The sequence below is a fragment of the Streptomyces sp. NPDC051555 genome (assembly GCF_044454405.1).
Lineage (GTDB): Bacteria > Actinomycetota > Actinomycetes > Streptomycetales > Streptomycetaceae > Streptomyces.
This window is the reverse complement of the sequence record NZ_JBITDP010000005.1, coordinates 25,021-37,111: the sequence shown is the minus strand read 5'-3', so window position 1 is coordinate 37,111 and position 12,091 is coordinate 25,021. Positions and strand designations below refer to the sequence as shown.

General features: G+C 75.9%; 10 protein-coding genes. 7 read left to right on the top strand and 3 right to left on the bottom strand.

Annotation, left to right across the window (positions count from 1 at the left end; genetic code table 11):
• Positions 1–44: 44 nt before the first annotated feature.
• Positions 45–2,015 carry a DUF5107 domain-containing protein gene (locus tag ACIBEA_RS13360; protein WP_399260214.1) on the top strand — a complete coding sequence of 657 codons (1,971 nt, stop codon included), beginning with the start codon at positions 45–47 and terminating at the stop codon, positions 2,013–2,015.
• 61 nt (positions 2,016–2,076) lie between these two features.
• Here ACIBEA_RS13360 and ACIBEA_RS13355 read toward each other — a convergent pair whose 3' ends face one another.
• Complete coding sequence (locus ACIBEA_RS13355) at positions 2,077–2,925, bottom strand: class I SAM-dependent methyltransferase (RefSeq protein WP_399260212.1); 849 nt, start codon at positions 2,923–2,925, stop codon at positions 2,077–2,079.
• A gap of 238 nt (positions 2,926–3,163) precedes the next feature.
• Between ACIBEA_RS13355 and ACIBEA_RS13350 the strand changes: the two genes are divergently transcribed.
• The 3 genes from ACIBEA_RS13350 to ACIBEA_RS13340 all read left to right on the top strand — a co-directional run bounded on the left by ACIBEA_RS13350 (position 3,164) and on the right by ACIBEA_RS13340 (position 6,315).
• Positions 3,164–3,748, top strand: a complete 585-nt coding sequence (locus tag ACIBEA_RS13350; RefSeq protein WP_399260210.1) for a TIGR03086 family metal-binding protein — start codon at positions 3,164–3,166, stop codon at positions 3,746–3,748.
• A 165-nt stretch (positions 3,749–3,913) separates the two neighbouring features.
• The gene (locus ACIBEA_RS13345) at positions 3,914–5,131 is read left to right on the top strand and encodes an aminotransferase class I/II-fold pyridoxal phosphate-dependent enzyme (protein WP_399260812.1); all 1,218 of its coding nucleotides are present in this window, start codon (positions 3,914–3,916) and stop codon (positions 5,129–5,131) included.
• Positions 5,132–5,208: 77 nt separating this feature from the next.
• Positions 5,209–6,315 carry an MBL fold metallo-hydrolase gene (locus tag ACIBEA_RS13340; protein ID WP_399260208.1) on the top strand — a complete coding sequence of 369 codons (1,107 nt, stop codon included), beginning with the start codon at positions 5,209–5,211 and terminating at the stop codon, positions 6,313–6,315.
• An 18-nt stretch (positions 6,316–6,333) separates the two neighbouring features.
• On the opposite strand, the gene ACIBEA_RS13335 is transcribed toward ACIBEA_RS13340, so the two are convergent.
• Positions 6,334–6,960: a DedA family protein gene (locus ACIBEA_RS13335; RefSeq protein ID WP_399260810.1), complete on the bottom strand. Its 627-nt coding sequence runs from the start codon at positions 6,958–6,960 to the stop codon at positions 6,334–6,336.
• Between the two features lie 23 nt (positions 6,961–6,983).
• Positions 6,984–7,757 (bottom strand): MBL fold metallo-hydrolase, encoded by a 774-nt coding sequence (locus ACIBEA_RS13330; RefSeq protein ID WP_399260205.1) that lies wholly within the window; start codon positions 7,755–7,757, stop codon positions 6,984–6,986.
• 159 nt (positions 7,758–7,916) lie between these two features.
• Here ACIBEA_RS13330 and ACIBEA_RS13325 point away from each other — a divergent pair, with 159 nt between their 5' ends.
• From ACIBEA_RS13325 to ACIBEA_RS13315, 3 genes are all read left to right on the top strand, one after another.
• A complete protein-coding gene (locus ACIBEA_RS13325; RefSeq protein ID WP_399260203.1) occupies positions 7,917–8,321 on the top strand; it encodes a hypothetical protein in 405 nt (134 codons plus the stop codon).
• A gap of 156 nt (positions 8,322–8,477) precedes the next feature.
• Positions 8,478–10,622 (top strand): phage holin family protein, encoded by a 2,145-nt coding sequence (locus ACIBEA_RS13320; RefSeq protein ID WP_399260201.1) that lies wholly within the window; start codon positions 8,478–8,480, stop codon positions 10,620–10,622.
• A gap of 81 nt (positions 10,623–10,703) precedes the next feature.
• Positions 10,704–12,083: an amino acid permease gene (locus tag ACIBEA_RS13315; RefSeq protein WP_399260199.1), complete on the top strand. Its 1,380-nt coding sequence runs from the start codon at positions 10,704–10,706 to the stop codon at positions 12,081–12,083.
• Positions 12,084–12,091: the final 8 nt, after the last annotated feature.

Here is a 12,091-nt window from a genome sequence, read left to right as displayed (position 1 = left end):
CGTATGGCTGTGCTTCGGTCGCCGTGGCGTGTTCCATTTCCCTCATGGCCACGATCGTCCGACGCTCCGTAGTGACGCTGCCCGCAGCCCCGTTGGGGCCCGAGAACCCGCTGCCCACCCTGGGCGGGCCCGCCGAGGTCCACGCGCTCGACGAGCGCTCCCAGGGCGGTCTGCCCCGCGAGATGGTCCGGCAGATCGGCTACGAGCCGCTCAGATCGCTGCTGCCGGTCAGGATGCTCGACGGCTATCGACGCGAACGCGCGCAGGGCGAGTTCGAGTCCGTCGTGCTGGAGAACGCCCACCTGCGGGTCACCGTGCTGCCCTCCCTCGGCGGCCGCGTCCACTCGATCGTCCACCTGGCGACCGGACGCGAACTGCTCTACCGAAACCCGGTGTTCCAGCCCGCGGCCTTCGCCCTCAACGGGGCCTGGTTCTCCGGCGGCATCGAGTGGAACATCGGCGCCACCGGACACACCACCTTGTCCTGCGCCCCGCTGCACGCGGCGCTCCTCCCCGCGCCCGACGGCACCACCATGCTCCGCATGTGGGAGTGGGAGCGGTTGCGCGACCTGCCGTTCCAGGTGGACCTGTGGCTGCCCGAGGACTCGGAGTTCCTCTTCGTCGGCGTCCGGGTGCGCAACCCGCACGAGCGGCCCGCGCCCGTGTACTGGTGGTCCAACATCGCCGTCCCGGAGGACTCCGGCACCCGGGTGCTGGCTCCGGCCGACGAGGCCTGGCACTTCGGCTACGAGCGCGCACTGCGCCGGATCCCCGTACCGCGCTGGGAGGGCGCGGACCGTACCTACCCGCTGCGCGGCGAGTACCCCGCCGACTACTTCTACGAGGTGGCCGAGGGGGACCGGCCCTGGATCGCCTCGCTCGACGACGGGGGGTACGGGCTGGCGCAGACCTCCACCGCGCGGCTGCGCGGGCGCAAGCTCTTCGTGTGGGGCGCGGGGCGGGGCGGCCGGCGCTGGCAGGAGTGGCTGACCGAGCCAGGGACGCCGGGGTACGCGGAGATCCAGGCCGGGCTCGCGCGGACCCAGCTGGAGCACGTACGGCTGGACGGCGGGAGCGAGTTCAGCTGGCTGGAGGCTTACGGGCCGCTGGCCGCGGAGGCCGCAGCGGTGCACGGCGACGACTGGGCGGCGGCCCGGGGCGAGGCCGGGCGGGCGCTGGAGGCGGCGCTGCCCCGGGAGCGGGTGGACGCGGCGTACGCGCAGTGGCGGCCGTACGCCGACCACGCACCGCAGGAGCGCATCGCCGCCGGGTCGGGCTGGGGCGCGCTGGAGGTGCTGTGCGGCGGGCACGAACTGCCCGGCACCCCCTTCGGCGAAGCGGACCTGGGGGAGGCCCAGGAACCGTGGCTGGAGCTGTGGCGCACGGGGGTGTTCCCGAGCCCGCGCCGGGTGGCCCCGCCCGGGCCGAGCCTGGTCGCCGCGCACTGGCGGGACATGCTGGAGACGGCCCCGGCGGACCCGCTGACCGAATACCACCTCGGCGTCGCGCAGTGGCACGCGGGCGACGTGGCCCAGGCGGTGCGCAGTTGGGAGCGCGGCCTGGCGCTGGCCCCCTCGCGCTGGCCGCTGCTGCGCTGCATGGCGGTCGCGGACCGGCTCGCGGGCGACAAGGAGCGGGCGGCCGAGCGGTACGCGGAGGCCTTCGAGGACCTGGCGCAGGAGAGCCGGGGCGGCGCCGCCTGGACGGCGGCCGAGGCCGCCCTGGGTCGGGAGGCGATGACCGCGCTGCTGTCGGCGGGCCGTCCGGACCGGGCCCGCGCGGTCTGGGAGCGGCTGCGCCCCGCCCTGCGCGAACAGGGCCGCTTCCTGCTGCTGGCCGCCCGGATGCTGGCGGCGGAGGGCCATGTGGGCGCGGCACTGCGGGTCTTCGAGGAGGGCTTCGAGGTGGCGGACCTGCGCGAGGGGGACGAGGAACTGGGCGAGGTGTGGACGACCCTGACCGACCGCCCGCTGCCCCGCCGCTACGACTTCCGCATGCGCCCGTCCCGGACCTGACGGGCCGGGACGGGCCGCGGCCGGCCGGCGGGGTCGGCCGCGGGGTCGGCCGCGAGGTCCGTCAGACGCGGCACAGGATCTCGCCGTTCAGGACCGAGAACCAGGCATCGGGCTCCGCGCCCCAGGCGCGCCACGCCGCGGCGATCCCGGCCAGGCCGGCGGCCGCGGCGTGGCCGCCCTCCGTGGCGACGCGGGCGTACGAGGACGCCGTCGTGCGGTCGGCCCACAGCCCGCTCCACCACGCCACCTCCTCCGGCGTCGCGTAGCACCACGAGGTGGCCGTCGCCGTGATGTCGGTGAAGCCGGCCGCCTTCGCCCAGGACAGCAGGCGCCGCCCGGCGTCCGGCTCGCCGCCGTTGCCGCGGGCCACCCGCTGGTACAGGTCCTGCCAGTCGTCCAGGCCCGCCACCTCGGGGAACCACGTCATCGCCGCGTAGTCGGCGTCGCGCACGGCGACGATTCCGCCGGGGCGGCAGACGCGCCGCATCTCGCGCAGGGCCCGGACCGGATCGCCCACGTGCTGCAGCACCTGGTGGGCGTGGACCACGTCGAAGGAGTCGTCGGGGAAGTCCAGCGCGTGCACGTCGGCCGCGGCGAACTCGATGCCGTGCAGCCCGCGTTCCCGCGCGTACTCCCGGGCCTGGGCGACGACGCCCTCGGCGGCGTCCACGGCGGTGACCCGGCCGGGCGCGACCAGTTCCGCCAGGTCGGCGGTGATCGTGCCCGGCCCGCACCCGACGTCCAGGACGCTCATGCCCGGACGCAGCGATCCGGTCAGGTAGGCGGCCGAGTTCGCGGCGGTGCGCCAGCGGTGCGAGCGCAGGACCGATTCGTGGTGCCCGTGGGTGTAGACGGCGCTCTCGCGGACGGTGTGGACGGTGTCGCGGGCGGTCTCGGGCGCGCTCTCCATGGCGGTGACTCCTCGGCGTCGAAGTGGTCTCGCAGCGGTCGCGAAGCGCTCTCGCAGCGGTGGCGAAGGCGTTGTCACCACCGTAGAGGATCATGTCGGAGTATGAGATATGCGTATTGCCATGTGGACGCGATCCTTGCGGGGAAAGGGGATCGAGTGGTCCGGTAGCCGGGGAAACGAGGTGCGAGGACAGTGGGCCACAGGAGGCGGAGCGCCTTGTGAGAGGACGGTGGGACCCGTGGGAGGACATCGGCCGGACGCGCTGCTGGATCAGCACGCGAAGGCGCTGGAACTCTTCGGCGCGTACGTGCGCAGGATCGACGACGGGCAGTGGGACGGGCCGACCCCCTGCACCGACTGGACCGTGCGGGAGCTGGTCAACCACGTCACCGGCGAGCAGCTCTGGATCCCGCCGCTGGTGACCGAGGGGCGGACCGTCGAGGAGGTCGGCGACGCCCTCTCCGGTGACGTGCTCGGCGCGGACCCGGGCGCCGCCTGGGAGCTGGCCGCGGCCGCCGCCCACGCCGCCTTCACCGCCCCCGGCGCGCTGGAGCGGACCGTGCGGCTCTCCTACGGGCCGACGGGCGCGGCGGCGTACTGCTCGGAGCTGACCGCCGACTGTGTCGTGCACGCCTGGGACCTCGCGCGGGGCATCGGGGCCGACGACCGGCTACCGGACGGCCTCGTCGAGTTCTCGATCAAGGAGGTCATGCCGTACGCCGACGGGCTGGCGGCCGGCGGGGCGTACGCCGCCGCGCTGGAGGTGCCGGCGGGCGCGGACGCGCAGACGCGGCTGCTGGCGCTCGTCGGGCGCGCGGGCTGAGCCGGCCCGGGGCCGCGCCGACCGTGCGGGTGCGCGAGGCGCGCGGTAGGTGGGACATCCAGATGAGCGGCAGATCGGATCAAAGGACCGTATAAAGGTCGGGTCGGCCGTGGCGGCCGGCCGCCGGAGGTCGGGACGGAAGCGGTGGTGCAGGCGGTGGCGGGGATGCGGCGCACGGCGGCAGAAGGACGTGGTCCGGTCCGGTACGGGCCCCCGGCCCCGGAACCGGGCCTGCCCGTGCTGCCGGAACTCACCGCCGTCCTCGCGGCCGCCGCGGGCCGCTCGGCCCCCGAGCCGCCGGGCGGCGGCGCGGCCGTGCGCGAGGCCGCCTGCCGCCATTGGGCGCGGCGCGGCCTGCCGGTCGAGCCGGACGCCGTGGCCGCCGGACCGGGCGGGCCCGCACTGCTGCTCGCCCTGCTCGGCGCGTACGGCGGGGACGTGCTGCTGCCCCGCCCGTGTCCCGCCTGGTGGACCCCACAGGTCCGCCTGCTGGGACGGCGCGCCTACCACGTGCCCACCCCCGCGGAATGCGGCGGCGTGCCCGACCCCTACGCCCTGCTGGAGACCGTACGGCGGGTGCGCGCCGAGGGCGGCGACCCCCGGGTGCTGCTCCTGTCGGTGGCCGACGACCCCACCGCGACCGTGCCGCCGCCGGAGGTCCTGCGCGAGGCGTGCGAGGCGGCCGAGTCCGCCGGGCTGTTCGTGATCAGCGACGAGACCTGGCGCGACACCCTGCACCGACCCCACGAGGACGCGGTCCTCAGCCCCGCCGAGATGCTGCCCGACCAGGCCGCCGTGCTGCTCGACCTGTCCGGCGCACTGCTGCCCGGGGGATGGCCCGCAGCCGTCGTGCGCTTCCCCGGCACCCCGCGCGGCACCTGGCTGCGCGCCCGTACGCTCGACGTGCTCACCGCCACCGGCGCGCTCGTCGCGGGCCCCGTCGCCGTGGCCGCCGCGCACGCCCTGGACGAACCGGCCGCCGTCGTCGCCCGCACCCGCTCCGCCGCCGCCCTGCACGCGGCGGTGGCCGCGGCCGCGCACCGCGAGCTGCTCGCCGTCGGGGCCCTGGCCCGGCCCCCGCGCGCGGGGCGCCACCTCTACGCCGACCTGACCCCGCTGCGCGCCGGACTCGCCCGGCACGGCGTGGGCGACGCCATGGAACTGGAGGACCACCTGGGGGCCCGGCTCGGTGCCCCCGCGCCCGGCGGACAGCGCTTCGACGACGAACTGGGCGCGCTGCGCTTCCGCCTGTCGACCGGCCCGCTGCTGGGCGCCACTCCCGAGGAGCGGCTCGCCGCCCTGCTGGCCCCCGACCCCCTCGCACTCCCGCACGTACGGCGGTCCCTGGACCGGTTCGCCTCGGTGCTCGCCGAGCTGACCTGATCCGACCGGCCCGCCCGGCCGCCGCCGCGCCACCGACCCACCCCGCACCCGACGTGCCGGTGAACGGAGAGTCCTTGATGAGGGATCGGACGGAACACCGCGAGGGCGCCCCCGCGGCGCACGGCCCCGGTGGCCGGGGACCGGCGCGCCCCGGCGGGCCGGGGCCGTCGCGGGGGGCACGACCGTCGGGGGAAGGGCGGACGCCCGGGGAGGCTCGGGCGCCCGGGGACGTACGGGCCCTGGGGGAGGTGCGGCGGTGGCCGCGGTCCTTCGCCGACCGGCTGACCACCCCGCTGCCCGGGCTGCGCGCGTTCGCGCGGCTCGCGCGCGAGGGCGCGCTGCGACCCCGGCCCGAGGGCTTGCGGGGGATCCCCGACCTGCCCTACGAGCCCGGGCCGCTGCCCGCCGCCGCCCCCGGCACCGTCGCCGTCACCTGGGCCGGGCACGCCAGCTGGGTGCTGCGGCTGGGCGGGCTGACCGTGCTCACCGACCCGGTCTGGTCCCGCCGGATCCTCGGCACGCCCGCCCGGCTGACCCCCGTCGGGGTCCGCTGGGAGGACCTGCCGTCCGTCGACGCCGTCGTGATCAGCCACAACCACTACGACCACCTCGACGCGGCCACCCTCAAACGGCTGCCCCGGCACACCGCCCTGTTCGTCCCGGCCGGACTCGCCCGCTGGTGCCGCCGCCGCGGGTTCACCCGGGTCACCGAGCTGGACTGGTGGGAATCCGTCGAACTGGGCGACGTCCGCTTCGACTTCGTCCCCGCCCACCACTGGTCCAAGCGCTCCCTGTTGGACACCTGCCGGACCCTGTGGGGCGGCTGGGTCCTGACCGATCTCGCCGTGGGCAAGACGGTCTACTTCGCGGGCGACACCGGCTACGGGCACTGGTTCGGCGAGATCGGCCGCCGCCACCCCGGCATCGACCTGGCCCTGCTGCCGATCGGCGCCTACGCCCCGCGCTGGTGGCTGCGCGACGTGCACGCGGACCCGGAGGAGGCCGTACAGGCCTGCCTCGACCTCGGCGCCCGCCGGATGGCCCCGATGCACTGGGCCACCTTCGTGCTGTCCGCCGAACCGGTCCTGGAGCCGCTGCTGCGCGCCCGCACCGCCTGGAGCCGCGCCGCCCTGCCCCGGGAAGACCTCTGGGACCTGCCCATCGGCTCCTCCCGCTCCCTCTAGGAGGTCGGGGCGGACCGGTCAGGCCGTCCCGTGCTCCGCCCCGCCCCGGGCCCGGCGCCACACCGCCGGGGCAGCGCTGACCAGCAGGGTGAGGCCGACCGCGAGGGCCACGCCCTTCCACGGTTCGGAGAAGAGCGACCCGCCCACGATCCCGATCAGGCCGTAGGTCGCCGCCCACGCCAGACACGCGGGCGCGTCCCCGCGCGCGAACCGGGCCAGCGGCAAGCGGGCCAGCAGACACGCGAGCATCACCGGGATCCGCCCGGCCGGAACCAGCCGCGACACCACCAGCACCAGCACCCCGTGCTCGTCCAGCCTCCTCGTCGCCTGCTCCAGCCGCTCCGGGGTGGCCCGCCCGCGCAGGGCCTCCAACCACCGCGAGCCGCTGCGCGAGCGGACCCCGCGCTGCCCGAGCCAGTACAGCGCGACGTCCCCGAGGAACGCCCCCAGCGCCGCCACACCGCACACCAGCACCACCCCGAAGGGCAGCGACCGCTGGTGGAAGGCCACCACGGCCGCCGAACTCACCAGCGCCCCGGTCGGGATCACCGGCACCAGCGCCCCGAGCGCCACCAGCACGAACAACGCCGGATAGCCCACCACCTGCTGGGTGCTCTCCGTCGGCACCTGCTGCACCTGCTGCATCTGGTGCACCGCCTCGTGCAGGATCACGGCAGCCGCACCCGCTCCCCGTGCCCCGGCACCCGCACGGCCACCCCCGGCGCCCGCAGCCCGGCCGCCCGCGCGAACTCCTCGCCCGGAGCGTGGAACTCGTGCGGGCGCACCGCGTCCATGCCGATCGGCCAGTACGTCCCGTAGTGCACCGGCACCGCCGCCGCGGGCGCCAACAGGGCCAGCGCCCGCGCCGCCCGCCCCGGGTCCAGGTGCCCCGGACCCAGGTACGGGCCCCAGCCGCCGACCGGGAGCAGCGCCACGTCCACCGGTCCGACCTCCTCGGCGATCGTGTCGAAGAGCCCGGTGTCCCCGGCGAAGTACGTCGTCGCCGCACCCGTCACCACGTACCCGAGCGCCGGCGCGAGCTGCGGACCGAACGGCAGCCGCCGTCCGTCGTGCCGCGCGGCGACCGCCCGGACCCGGACCCGCCCCACGGAGGTCTCCTCGCCCGGTGCCACCTCGGTCACCCGCAGCCGGCGCGCACCCGCGACCCGTGCGAGCCCCGGCACGGCCCGCCGCGCCCCGCGCGGCACCACCAGCCGGGTACCCGGCGCCAATTGGGCCAGGGAGGGCAGGTGCAGGTGGTCGGCGTGCAGGTGCGACACGAGCACCGCGTCCGCGACGGCCGCCTCCGCGGGCGGCACCGCGCCGCGCCGGCGCCGCAGGTGGGCGAGGCGCCGCGCGAACAGCGGATCGGTCAGCAGCCGCACCCCGGAATCCTCGACCGTGCAGGTGGCATGCCCCCACCACGTGATCTCCACCGGCACCCCGGACCCTCCCTGCCTCGGCCCCGTCCCGGAGGGCTCCTACCCCGGACGTCCCCTGCGAGCCTAGGCGGTCACCGGCCGAACCGCCCGCACTCCCGCGCCCGCAGTGGCCGAAGGCCCCCTCCTCGTGGCGGCCGGATCGGAGTAGGGTCGGTCGGCATGGATGAGCTGCGCGTCGCCGCAATCGCCAGCCTGACCCCGCTCGAGGAACTGGACGCCGACCCCTTCGTCGTGGACACCCGCACCCAGCACGCCATGTGCGCCCGCTGGGCCGCCGACCACGGCTACGTCGTGACCCGGAAGCTGCTGGTCTACGGGCTGCGCGCCGATCACTGCGGGCTGTGGTCCGACGTCGACTCCGGGCAGGTGGACCTGTTCGTCGTGCCCAACCACCGGGTCCTGCGCCGGGCGCTGCGCTCGGTCGAGGAGTTCACCGCCGAGTGCGAGCGGCGCGGCGTCCGGCTGGAGAGCGCCGGACACGAGGAGCCCGCGTACACCTCGGGGATGAAGGCCGAGGTGCACCGCAGGATGTCGATGCCGACCGCGGGCTACGACGGCACGTGACGCCGGGCGCCTGACGCCCCGTCGCCCCGGCGCGCCCGGGCCGCCGTCCGTACGCCCGTACGCCTTCCGCGTCACCCGACCCGGTCACCTTCGCTGTGCGACGCTGGGGCGGGGCCCGCGAGCTCGGCGCGGGCCGGGACACGAGGTGGGTACGGCGTGCTGCGAGGCCGATGGCGGACCGCGGGCAGCGCCCTGGCGCGGGTGCTCCTCGTCTGGGCGGTGTCCACCCTGACCATGCTGGCGTTGGCCGCGGTCCTGCCGGACTTCCACCTCCAACCGGACCCCGGGGGCGCGGGCGGCGACAGCATCACCCGGATCGGGCTCACCGCCGCCTGGGGCGCCGGAGCCTTCGGCCTGCTCAGCGCTCTGGTCTGGCCCGTCGTGGTCCGGGCCCTGCTCCTGGTGCCGGCACTGGTGCTCGGCCTGCTGGTGTTCTTCCTCAACGGCTCGCTGCTGCTGCTCGCCCTCTACCTGATCCCGAACGGCCGCGGCGAGGCCGCCCCCGAGACCGCGGTCGTCGTGGCCGCCGTGATGTCCGCGGTCGCCTCCGCCACCTCCACCGCGCTGGCCGTGCGCGACGACGGGGCCTACCGCCGACGGCTCTACCGGCTGGCCGACCGCAAGCGCCGCCGCCAGGGGCGCCGGGGCGCGCCCGGCGCCGCCGAATCCGCGCCCGGACTGGTCTTCCTCCAGCTCGACGGCGTCGGGTACGAGGCGCTGCGGCGCGCGGCCGGCGCCGGACTGATGCCGACGGTGGCCGGGTGGCTGGACCGCAGCCACCGGGTCACGTCCTGGCGCACCGACTGGTCGAGCCAGACCGGCGCCAGCCAGCTCGGCATCCTGCACGGCTCCACCTTCGACGTGCCCGCCTTCCGCTGGTACGAGAAGGACACCGGCGAGGTCGTGGTCTGCAACCGGCCCAGCAGCGCCGCCGCGCTGGAGCGCCGGGCGAGCGCCCGTACGGGTGAGCGCGGGCTGCTCGCCCTCGACGGCGCCAGCCGCGGGAACCTCTTCAGCGGCGGCGCGGACCAGCTCGCGCTGGTGCTGTCGGTGTCGGCCCGGCGCGGGCCCGGCAACCGGTCCCGGGCCGGGTACTTCGCCTATTTCTCCGACCCGGCCAATGCGGTGCGCACCTTCCTGTCCTTCGCCGCCGAGGTGGCGCGGGAGATCGGCCAGTCGGTGCGGGCGCGGCTGCGCGGGGCGCGTCCCAGGGTCTCGCGCGGCGGGCTGTACCCGGTGATCCGGGCCTTCGCGACGGTGGTGGAGCGGGACGTGGTGGTGGCCGCGGTGATCGGGGACGTGCTCGCGGGGCGCGCCGCGGTCTACGCCGACCTGGTGGCCTACGACGAGGTGGCCCACCACTCGGGGCCGCACGGCCACGACACCGACCAGGTGCTCGCCCGGCTCGACCGCAGCCTCGCGCTGATCGCCCGGGTCACCGAGCACGCGCCCCGCGACTACCGGGTCGTGCTCCTGTCCGACCACGGCCAGAGCCCGGGCGAGACCTTTCTGGGGGAGTACGGGCTCACGCTGAAGGACCTGGTCCGGGCCGGCTGCGGGCTCCCGGTGCCCCGCCGGGCGGGCCGCACCCACAGCGGGGCCGAGGCCCGGGCCGCGGTGCTGACCGCCCTGCACCGCCCGGTGGAGGAGGGCGAGCAGGCCCGTCCGGCGCGCGGTCCGGAACCGGTGGTGCTGGCCTCGGGCAACCTGGGCCTGGTCTCCTTCCCGGCGGTGCCGGGCCGGGCGACCCGGGAGCGGATCGAGCGCGACCACCCGGCGCTGCTGCGCACCCTGGCCGAGCACCCGGGCGTGGGCTTCCTGCTGGTGGACGGCCAGGTGCTGGGGCCGGGCGGGGCGGTGGCGCGGCTCTCGGTACCGGGGGAGGCGGAGGAGCTGCTGGCCGCCTTCGGCCCGGGCGCGGCCGAGGCCGTCCGGCGCACGGACTCCTTCCCGCACGTCGCCGACATCATGGTGAATTCGGCGTACGACCCGGCGACCGGCGCGGTGCACGCCTTCGAGGAGCAGATCGGCTCGCACGGCGGGCTGGGTGGAGAGCAGGGGCACCCGTTCCTGATGTGGCCCACGGTGCTGACCGAACCGGAGGAGGACCTCGTCGGCGCGGAGTCGGTGCACGCGCTGCTGCGGCGCTGGCTGCGGGAGGCCGAGGACGGTCCGCAGGTCCCGGTGGCGGACCGGGCCCCGGTGGCGGACCGGCGCCCGGAGGAAGATCACCGGTCTGAGGGCGTCGGAAGCGGAACACTTCCTTCCGTGCAGGTGGTCGGACAGGACGAAAAGCACTGATTTGGTGCGGCCTTTGCCGTGCCGGAGCATGTGTCGACCTGCCCCCTGTCCACCATATGAAACGACCGAGGCGTACCACCCGTGAGCACCACCACCCCTGCCGTGAACACCTCTGACCAGCCCGGATCCGGTGCGAGCCCGCACGCGCGCCGCTTCGGCCTCCCCGTCGCCACCTGCCTGGTGATGGGGAACATCGTCGGCGGGGGGATCTTCCTCCTCCCCGCCTCGGTCGCCCCCTTCGGCACGATCAGCCTGGTCGCCTTCGGGGTCCTCAGCCTCGGCGCGATCGCCCTCGCCCTGGTCTTCGGCCGCCTGGCCGGGCGGCTCCCGCAGACCGGGGGCCCGTACGTCTACGCCCGCGCCGCCTTCGGTGACTTCGCCGGGTTCCTCGCGGCGTGGAGCTACTGGATCACCACCTGGGTCTCCAACGCGGCGCTGGCCGTGGCCGCGGTCGGCTACCTCACGGTGCTCTTCCCCGCCGTCGGCTCGCACACGTGGTCGATGTGCCTGGGTGCCCTCGCTGTGCAGTGGCTGCCCGCCCTCGCCAATCTGGCGGGCACCCGCTACGTCGGAGCGGTCCAGCTCGTGGCCACCGTGCTGAAGTTCGCTCCGCTCCTGCTGGTGGCGGTGGGTGGACTCTTCTTCTTCGACCCCGCCAACCTCGGGCCCTTCCGGGGCACCGACCAGAGCGCGATCGGCGCCGTCTCCGCCGCCGCCGCGATCCTGCTCTTCTCCTACCTCGGCGTGGAATCGGCCGCGGTCAGCGCGGGCGAGGTCCGCGACCCGGCCCGCAACGTCGGGCGCGCGACCATCCTGGGCACGCTCGGCGCCGCCACCGTCTACCTGCTGGGGACGGTGGCCGTCTTCGGCCTGGTGGCCCACGACACCCTCGTCTCCTCCGCCGCGCCCTTCACCGACGCCGTGAACGCCATGTTCGGCGGCACCTGGGGCGGCACCCTCGTCGCCTGCGCCGCCGTGGTCTCGATGGTCGGCGCGCTCAACGGCTGGACCCTGCTCAGCGCGCAGACCCCGTACGCGGCGGCGAAGGACGGCCTCTTCCCGAAGGCGTTCGCACGCAGGAGCCGCGGGGTACCGGTGGTCGGCGTGGTCGTCACCGTCGTGCTGGCCTCGGCGCTGACCGTCTACAACTACACCTCGGGCACCCAGGGGGTCTTCGAGGTCCTGGTCCTGGTCACCACCTTCACGGCGACCGTGCCCTACCTGCTGTCCACCGCCGCGCAGATCTACTTCCTGGTGTCCGGCCAGGGCGAGCGGGTGGCCCCGGGCAGGCTCGTCCGGGACGGGATCCTGGCCGCCGTGGCCTTCGGCTTCTCGATGTGGCTGGTCGCGGGCTCCGGGTACGAGGCCGTCTACCAGGGCGTGCTCTTCCTCTTCGCGGGCGTGCTCGTCCACGCCGTCATGTCGGCCCGCAAGCAGCGGGCGTCCGGCGCGCGGCAGTAGGCCCCGGG